Source organism: Chloracidobacterium sp. (assembly GCA_016711345.1).
Classification (GTDB): Bacteria; Acidobacteriota; Blastocatellia; order Pyrinomonadales; family Pyrinomonadaceae; genus OLB17.
The window spans coordinates 3789548-3809998 of record JADJTD010000001.1; the positions used below are offsets into that span (position 1 = coordinate 3789548).

Sequence of the window (20451 nt, forward strand, 5' to 3'; positions counted from 1 at the left end):
TCTCAATTTCACGACGAAGGAGTGAAGAAATGCCAAGAGCAAAACGTGGAAATAAGCGTCTTGAGAAACGCAAAAAGATATTAGCCTTAGCTAAAGGTTATCGTGGAACTAAATCAAAACTGTATCGCTCGGCCAAAGAGTCGGTCGAACGCGCTTTGAATTTTGCCTACACCGGCAGAAAGCTGAAAAAGCGTGATTTTCGCAAACTGTGGATCGTCCGCATCAACGCAGCGTGCCGTCTGAATGACATCAAATATTCGCAGTTCATTCACGGCTTGAATCTCGCTGAGATCGAACTCGACCGAAAGGTCCTTGCAGATCTAGCGGTCAAACAGCCTGAGGCTTTTGCGACTATCGTCGGGCAAGCAAAGGACGCGATCGGTAAGCAGCAACCGTCAGCGTAAATTAATGATAAAGGGCTTAAGAACGGCCGTTTATAAGGTCGCCGATCTTGAAAAAGCAAAAGCCTGGTATTCGCAAATGCTGGGTATCGAGCCGTACTTTGACGAGCCGTTTTACGTTGGCTACAGTGTCGGCGGTTACGAACTTGGCCTCGATCCGGATATGGACGGCGTCACTGTTGGAAACAACGTCGGCATTTATTGGGGCGTAGCTGATGCGGCAGCTTCGTTTGCTGAAATGACGGCAAAAGGAGCGAAAGTTGATTCCGAACCAAACGACGTAGGAGGCGGCATCATTGTCGCATCGGTTTTGGACCCGTTCGGCAATGTTTTTGGGATAATTCAAAATCCCCATTTTAAGATTGAGGAAGCAGGTTAGCTTTACGCAGATTCTCAATGTCTGAAGAAATGTCTGAAGAAAGACAAACAGTAGAGGAGACACGGAAAGCGTTCGAGCAGGAGTTCGAACGCTTTGCTGATTTGAGCGTCGAAGGCATTGCATCCGTTGATGCCGAGGCTCTGCTGCGCGATCTGAACGAACTAAAGATCAGGCACACCGGCAAAAAATCGGCGTTCGCAGGAGCGATGAAGCTGATCGGAAAAGTTGCGCCGGAAGAGCGTGGAAATTTTGGGCAGTTTGTTCAATCTGTAGAGAAAGAGATCGTTTCAAAGATCGAAGACGCCGAATCAAAGCTCAACGAAGTCATCTCAAAGGCAAAGATCGAACGCGAACGGCTCGATGTAACAATTCCCGGACGACGGCCTCGCACAGGACACCTTCATCCAATCACGATCCTTAGACAAAAGATCGAAGATATTTTCGTTTCGATGGGCTATGCGATCGAGGACGACCGCGAGATCGAGACTGACTATTACAATTTTGATGCGCTTAACATTCCCGAAGGCCATCCAGCCCGCGAATCGCAGGATACATTTTACACGACCGATGGATTTGCGTTGCGCTCCCAAACTTCAACTGTGCAGATACGAGCGATGAAACGACGTGGTGTTCCGCTTCGTATTCTCGCACCTGGCAAAGTCTTTCGGCGCGACACGCCTGACATGACGCATACGCCGATGTTTCATCAGCTTGAAGGGCTCTGCGTCGATAAAGGTATCAAGATGGCGCATCTTAAAGGCACAGTTACGGAATGGCTCAAGCGGCTCTTTGGCGAGGACACAGTCACGCGTTTTCGTCCTTCGTACTTCCCTTTTACGGAACCATCTGCTGAGTTTGATTTTTCATGCTTCAAATGTCACGGCACCGGCAAATTCGAAGGCGAACGCTGCCGTCCATGTAAAGGCTCCGGCTGGATCGAGCTCGGCGGTTCTGGAATGGTACATCCGAATGTCCTCCGAGCCTGTGGCGTCGATCCAACGGTTTATTCAGGCTTCGCATTCGGTTTCGGCCTCGAACGCATGACCGCAATGATGTACAACATCGATGACATTCGGCATATGTTCGAGAATGACGTTAGATTCTTGGAGCAGTTCAGATGAACATCAGCTACAAATGGTTAATAGATCTGATCGATATCAAACCGTCCGCCGATGAGGTGGCCGAGGCTTTGACGCGCGTTGGGCTGACGGTCGAGGGTGTGCATGCGCACGGTGAGGATTTTGTTCTCGATATTGACCTTACATCAAATCGTCCCGATTGTCTGTCGCATCTTGGTATTGCGAGAGAACTCTCTGTGATTGCAGATCGCGAATTGCGGATTGCGGATTTACCACACGTATCTAATCAGGCAAATGAATCGAATCTTATTTCTGTCGAAGCTCCTGAACTTTGTAATAGATTCACGGCACGCATCATTAAAAACGTAAAAGTCGGCCCGTCACCGCAATGGCTGACAAAAAGACTAGAAGCCCTCGGCGAACGTTCGATAAATAACGTCGCGGACATAACCAATTACGTCATGCTCGAACTCGGCCAGCCGATGCATGCGTTTGATCTCGACAAGTTGGCTGGAAATCGCATCGTCGTTCGTCGTGCGAGCAAAGGCGAGCAGATAATGACACTCAAAGATGTAGAGTGTGAATTAGATGAAACCATCTTAGCCATTTGCGATGCCGAAAAACCGGTTGCAATCGCTGGCATCGTTGGTGGACTTGATTCAAGTATTACAGACGACACGGTTAATGTGTTACTTGAGGTTGCGTACTTTAAACGCGAGAATATCAGGGCAACTTCAAGAAAGCTCAATCTCGCGACGGAAGCAAGCTACAGATTTGAGCGCGGCGTTGACATTGAAAATTTAATTCGAGCGTCTAACCGAGCCACTGAATTGATCTGTGAACTCGCGAGCGGTGAGGCAGGTGAGTTTATAGACATCTATCCGACTATTTTTACTGCGACTCGGATCGAATCAAAAGATATTTCGGCCGCCGTAGACCGTTTAACTGGGTTACAGGTTGCAAAGGAAGAATGCAATCGTATTCTGCAAAAGCTCGGCATCAAATCAACCGAGCCATCTATCTACCTATCGCCTTCGTGGCGGCACGACATTGCTATTGAGGAAGACCTTGTAGAAGAAGTTGCTCGCCACGCCGGTTACGAGAACATCGCCAACGAGCTTCCGCCTGCCTTTCATGCCGGCGAATATCAACTCACAGAATCGCGTAAGCGACTTATTCGTCAGACGCTTGCGGACATCGGTTTTGATGAAGCAATTTCCTATAGTTTTATCGACACCGGTTTCGACTATAAATTTGAAACCGTGCCGGGACTGCTCGATGAGAAGGTTTCTGAACAGTTTGTGACATTGCAGGATTCTGTTATCGAAGGAGCCTTGCGAATGCGGCCGAGCTCTCTTCCCGGTTTGTTGGAAGCAGTTCGACACAACATTAATCACCAGCGACGCGACGTTAAACTTTTTGAGATAGGTAAGTGTTTTGCTGCGCCGTCGCAGAAAGACGGTTTGCCAAACGAACAAGAGTTGCTTTCGCTCGTGGTTACCGGTGGCGATATGAACCAATATCGTGCAATGCCGGCAAAGGAATTGGATTTTTATGATGCAAAGGGGGCTGTGGAAGCCGCTCTTAATGCTGCCGGCTTTGAAGATGCGGAGTTTGTTCCTGCGGAAGTAAATCATCTTCGCACTGGACAGTCAGCGTCGATTCTTCTGGGTGGAAGATCGATCGGCTACTTTGGCCGTTTGAATGACGAGCTTTCTGATACATATAAGTTTAAGAAACAACCCGTGTACGTCGCCGAAATTAACCTGCACATTCTTTTCGGCATTGACTTAGCTCCTCTTTTGTATCAACCACTTTCGAGATTTCCAGTTGTAACGCGGGATGTATCATTTATTGCTCCTAAAATAGTCACATTTAATGATATCCGAGCAACAGTTAACGAAGGAAATTTTGTCCTTTGTCGAAATATTCAATTTGTTGATGATTTTGACAAAGGGATGGCTGAAAATGAGCGTTCGATCACGGTGAGATTTGAATATGGCAGCGATGAACGCACTTTGGTCGAAGAAGAAGTTGAGGCCGTACATCAACAAATTCTTGCAAATATTGAACAAAAATTGGCAATAAAACCTCGCTTTTAAGAAACCTTCATCTTTTACTTGAAGTTTTTCTCAAAACCAAACATAATCAGATACACAAGTTTTTACTGCCCAACACCGGAGATTGCCTAATGAATGCCCTAACGGGAATGGAAAAATTCTCGCACCTCGAAGACAAGATCTACCTCACCATTGAATTCGCAAAGAAAATGCGTGATGAAAAAGAGCATTTCGAGCGCGAAGCTTCGTCTTTGCGGCAAACAGCCTCAGATGCTGTGGCTGAAAAAGCAGATCTTGAGGAAAAGATCGCAGTTTTGTTATCGGAACGTGATTCTATTCAGCTAAAAATCGAAGCAATGCTTGATGCTATGACCATTATTGATTCCGATGTCGCAGCAGCAGTTGGAAGATAACGGAGATCACATGACGGAACAGACTGTTAGAGTAGAGATTTACAATCAGACCTACAGCATTCGCTCTGATGGCGATAATCAGTACATTTTGGATCTGGCAGACTATGTTGACAGTAAGATGCGTGAGATATCATCCGGGACGTTGACTGTTGATTCGCTCAAGGTAGCGATACTTGCTGCCCTGCATATTGCCGACGAGTTTTACCAACTTAAAAATACTCAGGCACAAAATGATGCCCAGTTGGCGACGCGAAGTTCCGAATGTTCGGAATTACTTGATCGAATCTTGAAACATCGCTCTGACGTGACTCATGACATCGCCACCGAACAGTGATCACAATTCAAAATTCAGAAAAGCACAAAGAGAATTGGATTCTTCTTAGTGCTTTTTTCTTGTGCAAGCTTCTCTGATTAGTGTAATATTCAAGATGGCGAAAGAAGTTCACTGCGTTCCTCGACAACGGACGCATACATAATTGAGCCAACATATGAATACCGGGAGGCTAATGCCGATGATCGGTGCTTTTCTTTACGGAGATAAGCCATAGACAGCGGCTCTGATGTTCGCAAGAGCAGAAAGCCACCCACCTGTAAATACAGGTTCAATTCATACGTTCGAACGGTTACGCGGTACCTCTCGCCGACAAATTTAAAAAGGCTGTCCTGTTTTAGGACAGCTTTTTTTATTCCGGCAACTGTTCGAGTTCCTTTCTTATTTCTTCGGTCATCTTTGCGGATTCAAGCGCTAGAGGCAGTTCAGCAGCCCTTGCGGTAAGTTTTTTGAGTGCGAGTTCTGCGTCGGCGAGGTGTCCGCCCCGGCCTGAGGCGGCTTCGATCATCTGGAGACGTGATTCGGATTCGGCGAGCATCAATTTTGCCTCGTCGTTTATCTTGCCGATCTTATCAATATCTTTACTGATCTCGATCTGAAATTCCTCGGCACGTGCACTCTTTAACTGTTTCAGCGAACTTTGTCGCCGTTTTGCCAGGAGAAGTTCTCGTTTTGAAGACTTAACAATGCGAGTCGCGGTCAATCTTGACGCGAGTGTTTCACGATAAGCATCGGCAAGCATGAGATCGCGAGCTTCGACAGCCTTCAAGGCACGTTTTTCGCTTGGTTTGAGTTCGTTCCTAAACCAGTCGATCTCCTCAGCTTTAATGCCATCGGCGGCGATCAATTCACGCATTTCACGCGTCCATGCCGAGCGCTTTTGAGAAAGAACTACTGATATTGTAAGGCCGATAATAAAGCCGATGACTGTCGCAATTGCGCCCACAAACAAAATTACCGCAGCGGCCGGAGGCCCTGTCGCCGCCAGCAGCATAAGCAGAAAAGTTACTGCCGCAGGGAGTACAGTAAGTATCACCGGCGCCGCAAAAGCACCAATTTTTAGTTTTCGGCCTCGTGCCAGATCGCTCGGTTGAATGTCGTACATAGACGCCAGTAGATTAAAGTTTAGCGCAATAAATGTAATCTTGCGCGCAAACCGTTACGGCACTTTTGGCATCAGATTGTTTAGCTTTGTTAAGAAATATAATAATATTCGAAGGTGCGGTGAAGTATTTATGAAAAAAGAATATTTTTGCTGATCCTAATCACTTTTGCAGCAACCTCGTTCGATGTTCTGGCTCAAAAACCCGAACAGAAGCAGCCCGTTCGTACTGTGACCATTCCGATCTCGATCTTTACAAAGAAAGAACTAAAGGAAAAACAGGCCGAAGAATACGTGCAGGCAGATCGCCTTATAGTCAAAGAAGATAAGGACGAGCAGCAGATACTGTCGATACGCAGCGTCACAAATTCACCGCTATCGATCGCCTTTGTTATTCAGGAAGACCTCGCGACAACCTTTAATCTTCAGATCAAGGACCTTAAAGAATTTATTCGAGAACTGCCAAAGGGAACGCGGGTTATGATCGCCTATACGCGTGTAGGCTCGGTTGAAATACGCCAAAGATTCACCGACGATCTTGAAAAGGCTGCTTCATCGCTGCGAATAGTTTCCGGCAGTTCAAACATGTCACCGAGAAGTCCATATTCAGGCGTATCAGAAGTGCTGGGACGGTTTGACGGAGTTCCGGCGGGTAGACGTGCGATCCTTTTGTTTTCCGACGGCTTCGACACAAGCGAAGGCATGAATCTCGCCTCTGTCGCACAGAGTTTTGATCTTGAACAATCGATATTAAAAGCTCAAAGAAAAGGTGTAGCGGTCTATTCATTTTATTCACCGACAACGCTTTCGAATAATACTGATTCGCCGCTTGTTTTGGCTGGACAGGGTGCTCTTGATAAGTTATCTGAGGAAACGGGCGGGCGGTCATTTTCACATGGGTCGATCGCACCCATAAGCTACCTTCCATATTTTAAAGATATGGTACTCGCGTTGAATCGGCAATTTTCATTGACCTACCTTTCTACGCATATGAAAAAGGGCTATCACAAACTACTCGTTCATAGCACTAATCCAGAGGTCAAGATCGAACATCCGAAAGGTTACTATTATCGATAGAGTTGCGGAGATTTGGGAGCCTTGAATTCACAAACCGGACAGACTTGGACATCCTCTTTGATAAGAAGCCCGATCCAGAACAATGGAAAGAAGAATACCAGTAAAACGGAAAACACTATCCAGCCTGCAGTGGAAATTCTCTTCTCGTAACGAGGAGCGTGTCGGCTGCCGCAACGCTGACACGAAAATACGTTGGCCATGGGCTGTGCCTGATAAGCAAGCGGCGCAGGCATCGGATTTTGCATATGTTCCGTTTGACGAGGCTCGGTTTGAGTTTGAAACTCATCAGTTTTCCACGCGTAAGGACGCGGAGAGGAATGACCATACGGGTTGTGCGGTGCCGGCTGCTGGAACGTAAATTTCGTTCCGCAGAAACGGCAGAAGTTGGTGTCTTCAGAGTTGAGTTTTCCGCAATTTTGGCAAGTCGTCATAGATGGCCCGTTGTTTGTTACACGCCCAATTACGAATAATAGCAAAGAAATGTTCGTTTATCGAAAATAATAGAAATAGACATGAAACAACTTCGCATCATCCTTTTTTCACTCTTGCTTTGTTCGGCGGCTTTTTGCCAGCAGTCCGATTCTGCTTTGCGCGGCGTTATCGGGAAAGATAGAAGCGATAAATCAAAAGACGGTGAACTTCCGACACTGTCGGCCGCCGAACATTTACAGCGCGGACAGACGTATTTTGATAACAGACAATTTCCTCAGGCGCGTGAGCATTTTCAGAAGATCTTTGATAATTATCCGACAGATCCTTCGATGTCCGGCGCGTTGTTTATGACTGGCCGTTCGTATTACTGGGAACGCGAGTACGCAAAAGCGATTCCATTTCTCGACCGTGCTGCTCGTGAATATCCCGGCACAAAGGACGGGCGCGAAGGCTTGAATTTCAAAGGCGCGTGCAACGTCCGGCTCGGCAACAACGAAGAGGCCGCGAAGATTTATGAGCAATACACGATTATGTATCCAACAGGTGAGCGGATCGACGGTGCTCACCTGAATATCATCGACGCATTGCGCGAGGCTGGTAAATACGACGAAGCAAATTTATGGGTCGATAAAACGCACGAAGTTCGCCGGACAGCCGACAGAGACGAATGCGATGCAAGGCCGTTTGCGGATGTATATCTATCGTGGGCTTTGGAACGAAGCCGAAGTGACCGCTGCTATTATGCAGTCGCAATCGAAGTTTGCAGGCTCAATGACGAGTCTCGACGAAGTCAAATATCTTCGCGGCATCGCGCTTGAGAACGCTGGCAGACGTAATGAGGCATTGGCGATGTTCGGGACGATCGCGGACGTCAATGGCTCTTTCTATGGTGGGCTTGCGTCGGAAAAAATAAATACCGGCCGCGTTAAACGCATTGCAAAAGTAACAGCGACCAACGTTGATTTCCCTGTCCTCTTTCGCGAAGAGGTTTTGCAGGAAACAAAAAAGCGTAAAATCGACCCGCGATTTATTCTTGCGATCATGAAACAGGAGAGTTCGTTTCGTGCCGACGCCAAATCTCAGGCGGCAGCTCGCGGTTTATTACAACTTGTTTATGACACCGCGTTGAAGTACAACCAGAAAGCCGGATTTCCCTCGATCCAGCCCGACGATCTTTACGACGTTCGCACAAATATTGCGATCGGCTGCGAATACATTGCGGCACTCAAAGAAGAGTTTGGCGGTCTTTACGAAGCGATCGCCGCAAGCTACAACGGCGGCGAAGACAACGCTGCCCGCTGGTGGAAACGCTCAAAGCCAAAAGAGCCCGGCATCTTCGCGGCCGAGGTTGGCTTTGCCGAGACTAAGGACTACGTCTTCAAGGTAATGAAAAACTACCGCATCTACCGCGAACTTTACGACGAGAACCTAAGTGTCCGTAGCCCGCACGTAAGTAAGGGCTCTCCTTGACCTAGATGAGCCCTTACTTACGTGGGGGCTACGGACACGCGTGCCTGACCATACGCATTTATTGGCAAACCCGATCACATAGGCGTAGAATCCAACCTATAGCAACAAAATCAGGAGGAAACGTTTATGAGCAGCGAAGCAGGCACGACCAAAGTCGTCGATATCAACAGCGAACAGGCATTCACGCCGGATCCGCTTTACAAGATGATGGGCATTTTCGAAGACTCCGACGCCGGGGTCGCGGCGGCTGAGGATCTGAAGGCTGACGGCTTTGATGCTAATGACATTGAACTGTTCTGCGGCGTTCCGGGAGCCGAGACCTACGATTTCACCGGCGAAGAGCATGGCCTTGCGGCACAGTTCCTGCGAAAGTTTCGCGGCATCACCTTCGACCGGATAATAATGCAGCGTTACCAGGCGGCATTGCAGGACGGCCATTGCGTAATGACGGTTCACATCCACAAAACGCCCCGCCGCGACGAAGCCGCCGACATCATGCACCGCCACGGAGCCGTCCAGGTAGACCACTTCGGCCTCGGCATGACCAAAGCCTTCGCCGACCACCCGCACGAAAGCGAAACAAAATACGACCCAGACGCGACGTTTTAGAAATTAGTGATTCCTAGTCGACAGTTTTAGTGCAACGTCGTTTCTCGGCTTCCTTAAACGGTGTTCCATAATCTATGTACTTTATGTAATCTCGACCCGCCGATATGAAACCCTCGAGATGAAGGTCGTAAAAAGTGCTCGACTTCCAATAGATAAATTCCACATCTTCATATTTGAATGGATCACGCTGATCGAACCTGTCAGCATCAAAACGGAGTTCTGTAATCGGAACGGGTTGTTTCAATTGCACTCTATATCGAAGAATAGTGTTGGCGGGAAGATCGTAACGATTAACGAACGGAGTTTTTTTATCGCAGGGAGCTCCTGAATAGACAACCCCGATTACTGCTTCAGCGCTATCGTATTTATACTGCCAAACCTCACGTAGCCAGCGGTCGGGCTCTGGCTTACCATTCCCAAAAATCTTTTCAACGTCGGCCCTTGTCGACTTAAACGGGAGCAAACCCTTCCACCCATCCTCAACCTTCTGAGAAAAACCAGAAATAGCAAACGCCATCATTACCAAGGCAAAAGTGAGAATTCGGTCCGTTAGGTGGTTGTTCATACTCGATTCCTCCGCGCCGTCGATTGTATAACAACATTCAGTTGCTATCCAAGGAAAATAACGCCTACTTTCAGCGTTTTGGGGCGTTTTCACCGTCTTGAACCGCGACTGTAAAGGAGCGTGCATTTAACAAAGAAGTCTCGTTGCTCAGTGCACGCTCGTAAACACTCGCGTTTCTGCCCGTAAAATGACCAAAAGCCTTCCCCGATCACCCGCAGGAAAGCGAAACCAAATACGTTTTCACGCTAACAATCGCCTTTTTCAGGCTAACAATTGACTTTGTAAGGGTGACAATCGGCATTGTAAGGCTAACAATTGGCTTTGTTGGGCTGACAATTGGCTTTGTAAGGCTAACAATTGGCTTTGTAAGTCTGACAATCGGCTTTGTAAGGCCGCCGATTGGCATCGTACCGCTGACAATTGCCATTGTAAGACCGATAAACCACATTGTCGTCGTGACAAAGGGCATTATTTTCGTGAAAACACGCTCTTGCGACTCGAAATTGACGTTTGGCGGCTAATTCTCTCGCATTGTAACGATGAAATTTGGTTTTAGTCTGCGGAGCAGACGGCATATTTGTAGCCCCATCTGTAGCGTAGCGGAACGTGGGGTTTCGCGTCACAAAATGATTAGAGCGGGTGAAACACACGGGCATACTATGTCGCATGCTTCGCACGCTCGTTGTTTTTTTCGGCGTTTTTCCACACGTTAGCACGTGTGGCTAAAATTATGCCGCCCGCTCCGCAGGCTGGATATTCTTCCCAATCGCCCTAACTTCCTTTAGATGTGAATTTTAATGTGGTCCCAACCAGCGGTTCCAATACTTGATGAATAGATCGAGGAAAAGACCTATAATCAACCATTGCAGCGTTCCACCGAGAATCGCCACAAACGTCGGGTCGCCATATTTTATATACCAATCATTTGCAATAAAGGTCAACGGCATTCCAAGAAATACAATGATATATGCAACCGGTCCAAGGAACGGCCCGAGAACGCTAAGAACAAAATAAAATAAAGGAAATAAATAGGTGAATCTAATTCGCATGCTATTCCTCCCAGTCGCCATGGCCTTCGCGTTCGACTTGGTAGCCGGCGTCTTCGAGATGTTTTTGGACTTCTCGGCCGTGCTCATTGTCGCGGACTTCGAGGAGCATCTCGATGCCGACGCGACCAAGCGGAGCCAGCCACATCGCACGGCGGTGAAAGACTTCGATCACGTTCGCCCGCATTTCGGCAACCGCCGCAAGCAGCGTCGCGAGCATTCCCGGACGATCAAGAACGAGCAGCTTGAGCATAATGTAGCGGCCTTGTCGAACTAAAACCTGTTCGAGCACACGCGCAAGCAGATTGGCGTCGATGTTGCCGCCGCAGAGCAGCGCACAAACCGTGTCATCCGGCTTGACCTTAACCTTACCGGCGAGCAACGCGGCAAGTCCGGCTCCGCCAGCGCCTTCCACGACGAGACGGTTGTTCTGCACGCAAAAGAATATAGCCCTCGCAATTTCCTCTTCGCTAACATCGACGACCTCATCGACAAGCTTCTGAATGATCGGAAACGTCAGCTTGCCGGGACTTTTTACCGCAATGCCGTCCGCGATTGTCTGCCCCATCTCGGCCATAACAGGGTGGCCTGCCTTTAGCGAAGGATTGACCCACGACGCATTCTCAGCCTGAACTCCGATGATCCTTGCGTTAGGCCGCAGCTCTTTTATGGCCGTCGCAATGCCCGAGATCAATCCGCCACCGCCTATCGGAACGACGACCGTTGTCACGTCCGGCAAAGCATCAACAATTCCAATACCAATAGTTCCCTGTCCGGCGATCACGAGTTCGTCGTCGAACGCGTGAACGTATGTGTAACCGTGTTTGGTTTGTAATTCCCGCGAATACGCCACGGCCTCGTCAAACGTTTCGCCATGCAGAACAACGTCACCACCGAAATTCTTCGTCGCGATTATCTTAGTCAACGGCGCATTTACCGGCAAAACGATTGTGGACTTTATGTGATTTAGCGACGCGGCCATAGCGACGCCCTGCGCATGATTTCCCGCCGACGCAGCGATAACTCCGCGCTTCTTTTCATCATCGGTAAGCTGAGAGATTTTGTTATACGCCCCGCGGATCTTGAACGAACCGCTCTTCTGCAGATTTTCTGCTTTGAGAAAAGCGTTCGCGCCGATCTCGCGCGAAAGCCGCGCGTCAGCGATCATCGGCGTCGAAATCACAATGGGTTTTAGGCGTTCGCGAGCGGCTTGGATGTCGACGAGTGTGACTGTCATAGATGAGTGAATTATAGGAAACTGCGGCCAGAAACGCGAGTGTTGACGAGCGTGCATATTCCCCAAGGCACGCTCCTTTACAGTCGCGTTTCGGCCCGTAATGAGATATATTGGCAGTGATTACTTACGGAGGTTTGTATGACAGAACTTTTCGGTGTCGGAGCAATTTTTCTTGCCTTTTTGGGCATAGCTTTACTTGTCGTTGCGTATAAAACAGTGAAGATCGTGCCGCAATCGAGCGTTCTTTTAATCGAACGCCTGGGCAGGTTTAATCGCATCGCCGCCAGCGGATTAAATATTATTTGGCCTTTTTTCGACGCACCGCGTGCGGTCTATTGGTCGGGCACTCGTCCCGGAACAGTCTTTATTGATCTACGCGAACAGTTCATTGATATGCCGCCGCAGCCTGTCATTACTCGCGACAATGTGACGATAAATGTCGATTCGGTGGTTTATTGGCAGATCACAGAACCGAGCAAGGCCGTTTATGAGGTTGCCGATCTTGTTGGTGCGATCGTGCAGCTTACGATCACCGGCATGCGTTCGGTTATGGGCGAAATGGACCTCGACCATACGCTCTCAAATCGTGACCAAATAAATGGAAAGCTACGATTGATCCTTGATGAGGCAACCGACAAATGGGGCGTAAAGGTAACGCGTGTCGATGTCAAAAACATCAATCCTCCAGAGGATGTCCGCATAACGATGGAAAAACAGATGACCGCAGAGCGAAATCGCCGAGCTCTGATCCTGCAAGCCGAAGGTGATAAGCAAGCCGCCATCACGCGTGCCGAAGGTGAAAAACAAGCGGCCGTAACACGTTCTGAGGGAAACAAGCAGTCAGCTATTCTCGACGCCGAGGGCGCTTCCCAAGCGCGACTTGTGAACGCTACGGCTGAGGCTCAGGCAATCGCCCAGATCGCAAGCGCGATCGGCGACCGCGGTCAGACCGCCCAGTATTTGATCACCTCGAGATACGTTGATTCGATGCGCGACATGGCACGGACGCAAAATTCAAAGGTTATCTTTATGCCTATGGAAACCAGCGGAGTTCTCGCCAGCGTCGGTGCATTCAAAGAGGTTTTCGCTGCAACGGGCGAGGTTCCCGAAGAGTTGCCAAAACCACCGCGTTCACCGCGAGAATTGGAGAAATAAATTATGTTGAAGATAGGAATAGTAATATTGGCGTTGACCGCAGTTGCGGTCGCAAGCGTTGTATACAAATACGGGATGATACTCAATCCGTCACCTGTGACCGCGACATTCGAGAAATCAATTTACGATTTCAAGATGAAGAATATCGACGGTCAGGAAGTTAAACTCAACACCTACAAAGGCAAGGTTATAATGATCGTCAACACGGCCAGCAAATGCGGTTACACGCCGCAGTACGAAGGTCTGCAAGGACTCTATGATAAGTACAAGGACAAAGGCATGGTGGTTTTAGGCTTTCCGGCAAACAACTTTATGGGACAGGAACCCGGAACTGAGGCTGAGATAAAAGAATTCTGCACTCTAAAGTACAAGGTAACATTCCCGATGTTCGCTAAGATCTCCGTCAAGGGCGAAGACCAGCATCCGCTGTATAACTTCTTAACCAACAAGGCGACAAACCCCGAATTCAGCGGCGATGTATCATGGAACTTTAATAAATTTCTCGTCGATCGCAGCGGTAAGGTTGTCGCGCGGTTCGGTTCAAAGGACAAGCCCGATAGCGAGGCAGTCACTGCAGCTATTGAAAAATATCTAGCCGCGAAATGAGGTTTCTGAGTTGATTTTTATCCACGGATATCGCCGTCAGGGGCATTCGTGGATATTTTATTGTTATGAAGGTTGTAAAGATAGTTTTTGTGCTTTTGATAGTTGCGGTGCTGGCCGGCGCAGGATTTTCGTATTGGATTTTCAGCGCCGTCAAAGCGCCGCAAGAACACAGCAAAGCAGATCAGTTCATCGTTATTGAAAAAGGCTCGACTCCGAAACAGATCATCGCAAAACTTTCTGGCGAAGGCGTTATAGCAAACTATACTGCCACGCTAATTTACTTGCGACTGTTTGGAGACACGTCCAATTTGCAGGCCGGCGAATATCAATTCCCTTCGCCGATCACGCCGCTGCAAGTTTTCAAGGAACTCGAGAAAGGTGAAACACAGACGACCAAGCTGACTATTCCCGAAGGGTTTACTCGCTTTGATATTGCAAAACGCATCGCCGAGAAATTCCCTAATGCATTTCTTAATGTAGAGACAATAGGAGAAACGGTCGAAGGTCGCAGGACGCGAGTTGTACTTGAGATGATGAACGACACATCACTTATTAAGGACATTGCCCCTCAGGCCACGAGTCTCGAGGGCTATATCTATCCAAGTACCTACAGCCTATCTAGAGATGCAGACCTAGCGCAAATCATCAAAGTTATGGTCGAACAGTTCAAGAAAACTTGGAAGCCGGAATGGACAGCGCTCGCACAATCAGCCGGCCACACGCCGCATGAGATCGTCACAATTGCATCGCTGATCGAGACCGAAACTGGTGTAGAGAGCGAACGGCCAATCGTTGCCGGCGTTATCAACAACCGACTGTCGAAAAATATGCCGCTTGGTATCGACCAGACCAATGTTTACATTGCAAAAATGATGGGCCGTTGGGACGGCACGATACATCGCAGTGACCTCGATGTCGATTCGCCTTACAACACACGAATAAAAGTTGGACTTCCGCCCGGCCCGATCTCATCTGTATCGGAAAGTTCTATAAGAGCCGCGCTGTTTCCTGATCGGAACGATTATATATTCTACGTCCGAGATGTAGATCGCAACGACGGCTCGCATTGGTTTTATGCTTCCGCGGCAGAATTTGAGAAGGGTAAGGCAAGGTATCAGCAGTGGCTCGAAAAGGAACGACAGGAAAAACGCGCAGAGCAAAACAACCAATGATCAAACTCCTCGCCCTCGACCTCGATGGAACAACACTTGATTCCAATGGCCAGCTCTCAGACGCAAACCGCGTCGCTATACGAGCTGCAGAGGAGCGCGGCGTTCTTGTAACGATCGCAACTGGCAGACGCTTTCGCGATGCGCGGCCTGTTGGGTTGGAGTTGGAGTTGAACGCCCCGCTGATCACTCATAATGGTGCGTTGTTAAAATATGCCCAGTCGGAGGAGGTGGTTTCCTGTTCGCCCCTCCCGACCGAAACGAGTCTTGAAATTGTTCGCGTAGGAAAAGACTATGGCGGTGACGCCCTGGTCAGCACCGATCCGTGCGGATACGGTACGCTGCTATATGACCGCGTTTCGGAAGACAATCTCCCGTTGAGGAAATATCTTCGTTGGTCGGAGAATTTACACGGCGGCGCGCCGGGCCGCGAGGGCGTAGCTCACGTGCCCAACCTTGAAGCCATTCTTCACGAACACGAGATCGTTCACATCTCCTTTTCCGGAAGTTGCGATGCCATGAGCGCGATGATATCAGTGCTTGGCCGTGAATTGGGTAATTCGGTCACGATCCTGCCGACGATCTATCCACGTCTTGATTTTACGCTGATAGATATTCTTCCTGCTGACGCTTCGAAAGGACACGGCGTCGCAATGCTGGCTGAACTGAATAACCTGTTGCCTGAAAACGTGATGACAATAGGCGACAACTTCAATGACCTTGAAATGCTCGAGTACGCTGGAACCGCCGTCGTAATGGGAAACTCCGACACCAAGTTGCTTGAACGCGAGGAATTTTATACAACTTTAAGTAATGACGAGAGCGGCGTTGCCGCTGCTATAGAACGTTTTATCTTAAATCAGGAGAATATTTAGTGGGAAACAGAACTGCAGTTTTAGAAACAAATAAGGGCACTATCAAATTTGAGCTTCTGGAAGAAGACGCTCCGAAAACAACCGAGAACTTTCGCCTTCTCGCAGACAAGAATTATTACGATGGCGTTATTTTTCATCGTGTAATACCAAACTTTATGATCCAGGGCGGCGATCCACTTGGTGAAGGTTATGGCGGTGAATCGGCTTGGGGCGGCAAGTTTGACGACGAGATCGACCGTGGATCTGATCTCTACGCCGGTATATATGACAAAGGCACTGTTGCGATGGCGAACTCAGGGCCAAACACGAACGGCTCGCAGTTTTTCATCATGCACATCGATTATCCGCTGCCGCCGAGCTATACCAAATTCGGCAAGTTGATCGAAGGGCAAGATGTGGTCGATGCGATAGCGATGGTTGATCGAAACAGCAATGACAAGCCGCACGATCCGGTCGTAATGAACCGCGTGTATATTGAAGAAGCATAATGCGCGCCGTCATCCAACGCGTGACGAAGGCAATGGTAACTGTCGATAACTGTGTTTTGGGCGAGATCGGTCAAGGGGTGCTAGTCTTGCTCGGTGTCACACATCTGGATGACAATAAGGATGCCGACTATATTGTTGATAAAATAGTTAACTTGCGGATCTTTAACGACGTAGAAGGCAAAATGAACCTTTCTCTCGCCGACATAGGCGGTGAATTGCTCGTTGTTTCGCAATTTACGCTTTTCGGCGATACGCGTCGAGGCCGAAGGCCATCATTTATAGAAGCAGCTTCAGGAGAAACTGCTCTACGATGGTATAACTATTTCGTAACCAAGTCTCGAGAATCGGTGAAAAAGGTTGCAACCGGTGAATTTGGCGCGATGATGAATGTTGAACTGGTTAATGATGGACCGGTGACTATAATTCTGGACAGTAAAAACTCAATTTGATAAATATTACATTATGAAAAAACTCGCTTATCCATTGTTTCTTTTGGTGCTCATATTCATAATTTCTTGCGGTGAGAATAAACCTGCTAATGCAACCAAGGCGAACTCAAATAAACCTGACGTAAAAACGGGTGTCGCTCCGGTCGCCGACAATGAGGTTGCGATAATTGAGATGGACAATCCGGCTTACGGAAAAATGAAAATGGAGCTTTATTCCAACATTGCTCCCAAAATGGTCGAACGTTTCAAGGAGCTTGCTAAAGAAGGCTTTTATAACGGCACTACCTTTCACCGCATCAGCGGGATCGTAATTCAGGGCGGCGATCCGAAAGGTGATGGAACAGGCGGCTCATCTAAACCGAATGTTCCCGCAGAGTTTTCAGATGTGCCATTTGAAAAGGGCATTGTCGGTGCTGCCAGAACAAACGATCCGAACACGGCAAACTGTCAATTTTACATAACCATGCAGCGTTATCCCGGATGGGATAAAAACTACACTGTTTTCGGCAAAATTATCGAAGGAATGAATAATGCTGACACGATCGTGGGTGTTCCAAAGAACGGTGAACGGCCGTTAGATCCGGTCAAGATAAAGAGCATTACCATCCAACCTAAATAGATCGCCTAGCGCTCGCGTAGCTCAGTGGATAGAGTGCTTCCCTCCGAAGGAAGAAGTCGCAGGTTCAAATCCCGCCGCGAGTACCAGTTTTATTCTTGTAAGGGCATTGCTTTCAATGCTCTTTTTTTGTATTTGAACAGACTTAAACCTTGAATAAATACGATTTCAGCGTTATCATAACGGCAGTCCGACCTTGAAATACAATCTTATGAAACACAATACTTTTGATCTTCGCGGATCAACTTTGCTTGGTTTTAGAGCGATTTTTGTTGGCTCGCTCTTGTTGTTGTTAACCATCACTGCCCTTTTCGAAACAAAAACACGAACGGTTAAAGCTAACGCGTCTTTGGTGAATGAGACAAGTGTCGATTCCCTGTTTGTAAATGTTCTCAAAAACAAACCGGGATCTAAGATCGCCCCTGCTGTTGTGGACGATCTGTTCGACAGCAAAACAGCCTCTGTAGTGATCTTTTTGGCGGATCAGGCTGATCTGAGTGCCGCTTACGGCATTAAAGACCAAGACGAACGCGGCTGGTACGTTTATAACACTCTTCGTACCCACGCCGAACAAACGCAGGGTGATCTAAAGTCTTTTCTCACGGCACGCGGCGTGGAGTTCAAATCCTATTGGATCGCGAATATGCTGATCGCCGAGGTTGACCGTACTACGGCTGACCAACTCAGTTTGAGGTCGGATGTAAAACGGATCGATTCTAACAGGCAGGCACGATGGATCGAAGATCCTGCCATTGCTGATTTTCAGGAAAGTTCGGAACGTCCTGACGCACCTCAAACGGTGGAACCCGGCCTAACAAATGTAAATGCCCCGGCCGTGTGGGCACTTGGGTTTACAGGTCAAAATATGGTCATCGGCAATCAGGATACCGGCATGCGTTGGACACACACCGCAATTAAACCCAAGTATCGTGGCTGGAACGGCACGACGGCCGATCATAATTTCAACTGGTATGATTCTATTCATTCTCAGATTCCAGGATCTCCCGCAGTTAATCCCTGTGGCCGGAATGCCTTAGCTCCGTGCGATGACAACGGACATGGAACTCATACAACAGGCACTACCGTTGGTGATGACGGCAGCACCAATCAGGTCGGTGTCGCTCCCGGAGCGAAGTGGATCGGATGCCGTAATATGGACTCCGGTAACGGCACGCCCGCAACATACTCTGAGTGTTTTCAGTTCTTCATTGCCCCAACAGATCTTACGGGCAACAATGCGAACCCTTCGCTTCGTCCACACGTAATGAACAACTCGTGGGGCTGTCCTGCCAGCGAGGGCTGCACAACTGGTGCCGAGTTGGAAACGATAGTAAATAATACACAGGCTGCGGGTATTTTTGTTGTAGTTTCGGCAGGCAACGCCGGTCCGAGCTGCTCAACGGTGGAAGACGCTCCCGCGATTTACAATGCTGCATTCTCCGTGGGGTCAATAAGTCCGACCTCTAACAACCTCTCTAGTTTCAGCAGCCGCGGGCCGAGCCTTTTTTATACACCAAACCTCCTCAAGCCAAATATCTCGGCTCCCGGATCGGGCATCAGGTCTTCAACATTTTCAAGTGATACGAGTTATGGTAATTTGAGCGGCACTTCTATGGCAGGCCCGCACGTTGCAGGCGTAGTTGCACTTTTATGGTCCGCACGTCCGGCGCTTGAGCGAAATATAGAAGCGACAAAAACTTTACTGCAGAATACGGCAAATCCAAACGTAAACATAACAACCGGTACGCAAACGTGCGGTGGAACGCCTTCGACGCAGATTCCGAATAATTCCTTTGGCTACGGGCGAATTGATGCCCTCGCCGCATTTAACGCTGCAGGAGGCTCTACGCCAACCGCAACGGCAACAAACACGCCCACAAACACCTCAACACCAACAAATACACCAACTGCCGCAGCAACTGCAACAAACACTCCAACACCGGCTGCAGCAACGATCTCCGGTACCGTCACTTACGGCAACGCGATCGGAGCACCTGCAACACGATTGGTTTCTAACGTTCTTCTAAGCGGTGCCGGTTCGACACCTATATCGGCTACAACCGATGCTTTAGGAACATATTCGTTAAGCGGATTCGGGGCAGGTTCGTACACGATTACGCCTTCTAAATCAGGCGGCCAGAACGGCTCAATAACGTCGTTTGACGCTGCAAGAATAGCTCAGTATGTAGTTGGGGCGAACACACTAAATGCCACACAGCTGATAGTTGGAGACGTGAGCAACTCAGGAAGCGTTTCCTCCTTTGATTCTGCAATGGTGGCATCATTCGCTGTATCTGCACCAAACGTTGGATCGTCCGGCACTTGGAAATTCATTCCGGTAAATGTTACTCATCCGTCGGTTACCTCAAGCATCACCGGCGAAGATTACGCTGCTTTGCTTATGGGCGATGTTACAGGTAATTGGGTCAATGCGGGCTTTCGTCCTACATACACGAATGGGCCGGAAAGACCGATTTTGGTCGCAGCACCCAAGATACTGAGTCAGACTGGCGATGCTAACATTCCCATTAGCGTTAGCGGCCTCACTGGAAAAAACATTATCTCGTATGAATTCGATTTGAGATATGATCCGGCAGTGATGACGCCGCAAAGCAATCCGGTCGGTCTGGACGCAACTGCTAGCCGAGGCTTTTCGATCGCGTACAACACTATCGAGCCGGGACTATTGAGAGTCGCCGTTTATGGAACAACGCCGATGACCGAAGCGGGAACGCTTTTGAACCTTAGATTCTGGATCGTTGGAACTTTAGGGGCAAACTCACCGCTTACCTGGGAACGCATCGTATTTAACGAAGGTGCTCCAAGCGTTGAGGCAGCAAACGGGTTGGTTACGATCACTCCGTTGACTATGATCAGCGAGTGAGTGCAAAA

The 20451-nt window shown here is 48.7% G+C and carries 23 protein-coding genes and 1 tRNA gene; 20 read left to right on the forward strand and 4 right to left on the reverse strand.

What is annotated here, in order from left to right:
- Positions 1–29 precede the first annotated feature (29 nt).
- The 6 genes from rplT (at position 30) to IPL32_15985 (ending at position 4666) form a co-directional block, all read left to right on the forward strand.
- On the forward strand, positions 30–404 hold the full coding sequence (rplT, locus tag IPL32_15960) for a 50S ribosomal protein L20 (GenBank protein MBK8467312.1): 375 nt from the start codon (positions 30–32) through the stop codon (positions 402–404).
- A gap of 4 nt (positions 405–408) precedes the next feature.
- Positions 409–780, forward strand: coding sequence for a VOC family protein (locus IPL32_15965; protein ID MBK8467313.1), 372 nt, complete (start codon positions 409–411; stop codon positions 778–780).
- A 29-nt stretch (positions 781–809) separates the two neighbouring features.
- On the forward strand, positions 810–1901 hold the full coding sequence (gene pheS, locus IPL32_15970; protein ID MBK8467314.1) for a phenylalanine--tRNA ligase subunit alpha: 1092 nt from the start codon (positions 810–812) through the stop codon (positions 1899–1901).
- A complete protein-coding gene (gene pheT / locus IPL32_15975) occupies positions 1898–3961 on the forward strand; it encodes a phenylalanine--tRNA ligase subunit beta (protein ID MBK8467315.1) in 2064 nt (687 codons plus the stop codon). Before pheS ends, pheT begins: the two co-directional genes overlap by 4 nt.
- A gap of 89 nt (positions 3962–4050) precedes the next feature.
- A complete protein-coding gene (locus IPL32_15980; protein ID MBK8467316.1) occupies positions 4051–4332 on the forward strand; it encodes a hypothetical protein in 282 nt (93 codons plus the stop codon).
- A 10-nt stretch (positions 4333–4342) separates the two neighbouring features.
- Entirely contained in the window at positions 4343–4666 is a 324-nt protein-coding gene (locus IPL32_15985) for a cell division protein ZapA (protein ID MBK8467317.1), read from the forward strand.
- A 349-nt stretch (positions 4667–5015) separates the two neighbouring features.
- Here IPL32_15985 and IPL32_15990 read toward each other — a convergent pair whose 3' ends face one another.
- A complete protein-coding gene (locus tag IPL32_15990) occupies positions 5016–5768 on the reverse strand; it encodes a hypothetical protein (GenBank protein MBK8467318.1) in 753 nt (250 codons plus the stop codon).
- A gap of 147 nt (positions 5769–5915) precedes the next feature.
- On the opposite strand from IPL32_15990, the gene IPL32_15995 reads away from it, so the two are divergent.
- The 5 genes from IPL32_15995 to IPL32_16015 all read left to right on the forward strand — a co-directional run bounded on the left by IPL32_15995 (position 5916) and on the right by IPL32_16015 (position 9353).
- Positions 5916–6842: a hypothetical protein gene (locus IPL32_15995; GenBank protein ID MBK8467319.1), complete on the forward strand. Its 927-nt coding sequence runs from the start codon at positions 5916–5918 to the stop codon at positions 6840–6842.
- A gap of 82 nt (positions 6843–6924) precedes the next feature.
- Entirely contained in the window at positions 6925–7200 is a 276-nt protein-coding gene (locus tag IPL32_16000; GenBank protein ID MBK8467320.1) for a hypothetical protein, read from the forward strand.
- 154 nt (positions 7201–7354) lie between these two features.
- Positions 7355–8092, forward strand: a complete 738-nt coding sequence (locus tag IPL32_16005; protein ID MBK8467321.1) for a tetratricopeptide repeat protein — start codon at positions 7355–7357, stop codon at positions 8090–8092.
- On the forward strand, positions 8001–8744 hold the full coding sequence (locus IPL32_16010) for a lytic transglycosylase domain-containing protein (GenBank protein ID MBK8467322.1): 744 nt from the start codon (positions 8001–8003) through the stop codon (positions 8742–8744). The genes IPL32_16005 and IPL32_16010 overlap by 92 nt, the downstream gene beginning before the upstream one ends.
- A gap of 126 nt (positions 8745–8870) precedes the next feature.
- Positions 8871–9353, forward strand: a complete 483-nt coding sequence (locus IPL32_16015; GenBank protein ID MBK8467323.1) for a hypothetical protein — start codon at positions 8871–8873, stop codon at positions 9351–9353.
- Between the two features lie 13 nt (positions 9354–9366).
- Here IPL32_16015 and IPL32_16020 read toward each other — a convergent pair whose 3' ends face one another.
- The 3 genes from IPL32_16020 to IPL32_16030 form a co-directional block, all read right to left on the reverse strand.
- Positions 9367–9918 (reverse strand): hypothetical protein, encoded by a 552-nt coding sequence (locus IPL32_16020; GenBank protein ID MBK8467324.1) that lies wholly within the window; start codon positions 9916–9918, stop codon positions 9367–9369.
- Between the two features lie 794 nt (positions 9919–10712).
- Positions 10713–10967 carry a hypothetical protein gene (locus tag IPL32_16025; GenBank protein MBK8467325.1) on the reverse strand — a complete coding sequence of 85 codons (255 nt, stop codon included), beginning with the start codon at positions 10965–10967 and terminating at the stop codon, positions 10713–10715.
- Position 10968: 1 nt separating this feature from the next.
- A complete protein-coding gene (locus IPL32_16030) occupies positions 10969–12201 on the reverse strand; it encodes a threonine ammonia-lyase (protein MBK8467326.1) in 1233 nt (410 codons plus the stop codon).
- 138 nt (positions 12202–12339) lie between these two features.
- On the opposite strand from IPL32_16030, the gene IPL32_16035 reads away from it, so the two are divergent.
- The 9 genes from IPL32_16035 to IPL32_16075 all read left to right on the forward strand — a co-directional run bounded on the left by IPL32_16035 (position 12340) and on the right by IPL32_16075 (position 20443).
- A complete protein-coding gene (locus IPL32_16035) occupies positions 12340–13356 on the forward strand; it encodes an SPFH/Band 7/PHB domain protein (protein ID MBK8467327.1) in 1017 nt (338 codons plus the stop codon).
- A 75-nt stretch (positions 13357–13431) separates the two neighbouring features.
- Complete coding sequence (locus IPL32_16040) at positions 13432–13962, forward strand: glutathione peroxidase (GenBank protein MBK8467328.1); 531 nt, start codon at positions 13432–13434, stop codon at positions 13960–13962.
- 65 nt (positions 13963–14027) lie between these two features.
- On the forward strand, positions 14028–15134 hold the full coding sequence (gene mltG, locus IPL32_16045) for an endolytic transglycosylase MltG (protein MBK8467329.1): 1107 nt from the start codon (positions 14028–14030) through the stop codon (positions 15132–15134).
- The gene (locus IPL32_16050; GenBank protein MBK8467330.1) at positions 15131–16006 is read left to right on the forward strand and encodes an HAD family phosphatase; all 876 of its coding nucleotides are present in this window, start codon (positions 15131–15133) and stop codon (positions 16004–16006) included. The genes mltG and IPL32_16050 overlap by 4 nt, the downstream gene beginning before the upstream one ends.
- Entirely contained in the window at positions 16006–16494 is a 489-nt protein-coding gene (locus IPL32_16055; protein MBK8467331.1) for a peptidylprolyl isomerase, read from the forward strand. Before IPL32_16050 ends, IPL32_16055 begins: the two co-directional genes overlap by 1 nt.
- Positions 16494–16943 carry a D-tyrosyl-tRNA(Tyr) deacylase gene (locus IPL32_16060; protein MBK8467332.1) on the forward strand — a complete coding sequence of 150 codons (450 nt, stop codon included), beginning with the start codon at positions 16494–16496 and terminating at the stop codon, positions 16941–16943. The genes IPL32_16055 and IPL32_16060 overlap by 1 nt, the downstream gene beginning before the upstream one ends.
- A gap of 13 nt (positions 16944–16956) precedes the next feature.
- Positions 16957–17562 carry a peptidylprolyl isomerase gene (locus tag IPL32_16065; GenBank protein MBK8467333.1) on the forward strand — a complete coding sequence of 202 codons (606 nt, stop codon included), beginning with the start codon at positions 16957–16959 and terminating at the stop codon, positions 17560–17562.
- Positions 17563–17572: 10 nt separating this feature from the next.
- Positions 17573–17648 (forward strand) — tRNA-Arg (locus tag IPL32_16070).
- Between the two features lie 122 nt (positions 17649–17770).
- Complete coding sequence (locus IPL32_16075) at positions 17771–20443, forward strand: S8 family serine peptidase (protein ID MBK8467334.1); 2673 nt, start codon at positions 17771–17773, stop codon at positions 20441–20443.
- Positions 20444–20451 lie beyond the last annotated feature (8 nt).

Bases quoted from the DNA above. Each gene is read 5' to 3' on its own strand.
- IPL32_16025 (MBK8467325.1), bottom strand. From the start codon at position 10,967: ATGCGAATTAGATTCACCTATTTATTTCCTTTATTTTATTTTGTTCTT.
- pheT (MBK8467315.1), top strand. From the start codon at position 1,898: ATGAACATCAGCTACAAATGGTTAATAGATCTGATCGATATCAAACCG.
- mltG (MBK8467329.1), top strand. From the start codon at position 14,028: ATGAAGGTTGTAAAGATAGTTTTTGTGCTTTTGATAGTTGCGGTGCTG.
- IPL32_15965 (MBK8467313.1), top strand. From the start codon at position 409: ATGATAAAGGGCTTAAGAACGGCCGTTTATAAGGTCGCCGATCTTGAA.
- IPL32_16030 (MBK8467326.1), bottom strand. From the start codon at position 12,201: ATGACAGTCACACTCGTCGACATCCAAGCCGCTCGCGAACGCCTAAAA.
- IPL32_15990 (MBK8467318.1), bottom strand. From the start codon at position 5,768: ATGTACGACATTCAACCGAGCGATCTGGCACGAGGCCGAAAACTAAAA.
- IPL32_16015 (MBK8467323.1), top strand. From the start codon at position 8,871: ATGAGCAGCGAAGCAGGCACGACCAAAGTCGTCGATATCAACAGCGAA.
- IPL32_16075 (MBK8467334.1), top strand. From the start codon at position 17,771: ATGAAACACAATACTTTTGATCTTCGCGGATCAACTTTGCTTGGTTTT.
- rplT (MBK8467312.1), top strand. From the start codon at position 30: ATGCCAAGAGCAAAACGTGGAAATAAGCGTCTTGAGAAACGCAAAAAG.
- IPL32_15980 (MBK8467316.1), top strand. From the start codon at position 4,051: ATGAATGCCCTAACGGGAATGGAAAAATTCTCGCACCTCGAAGACAAG.
- IPL32_16065 (MBK8467333.1), top strand. From the start codon at position 16,957: ATGAAAAAACTCGCTTATCCATTGTTTCTTTTGGTGCTCATATTCATA.
- IPL32_15985 (MBK8467317.1), top strand. From the start codon at position 4,343: ATGACGGAACAGACTGTTAGAGTAGAGATTTACAATCAGACCTACAGC.
- pheS (MBK8467314.1), top strand. From the start codon at position 810: ATGTCTGAAGAAAGACAAACAGTAGAGGAGACACGGAAAGCGTTCGAG.
- IPL32_16060 (MBK8467332.1), top strand. From the start codon at position 16,494: ATGCGCGCCGTCATCCAACGCGTGACGAAGGCAATGGTAACTGTCGAT.
- IPL32_16000 (MBK8467320.1), top strand. From the start codon at position 6,925: ATGGAAAGAAGAATACCAGTAAAACGGAAAACACTATCCAGCCTGCAG.
- IPL32_16040 (MBK8467328.1), top strand. From the start codon at position 13,432: ATGATACTCAATCCGTCACCTGTGACCGCGACATTCGAGAAATCAATT.
- IPL32_16050 (MBK8467330.1), top strand. From the start codon at position 15,131: ATGATCAAACTCCTCGCCCTCGACCTCGATGGAACAACACTTGATTCC.
- IPL32_16020 (MBK8467324.1), bottom strand. From the start codon at position 9,918: ATGAACAACCACCTAACGGACCGAATTCTCACTTTTGCCTTGGTAATG.
- IPL32_16005 (MBK8467321.1), top strand. From the start codon at position 7,355: ATGAAACAACTTCGCATCATCCTTTTTTCACTCTTGCTTTGTTCGGCG.
- IPL32_16035 (MBK8467327.1), top strand. From the start codon at position 12,340: ATGACAGAACTTTTCGGTGTCGGAGCAATTTTTCTTGCCTTTTTGGGC.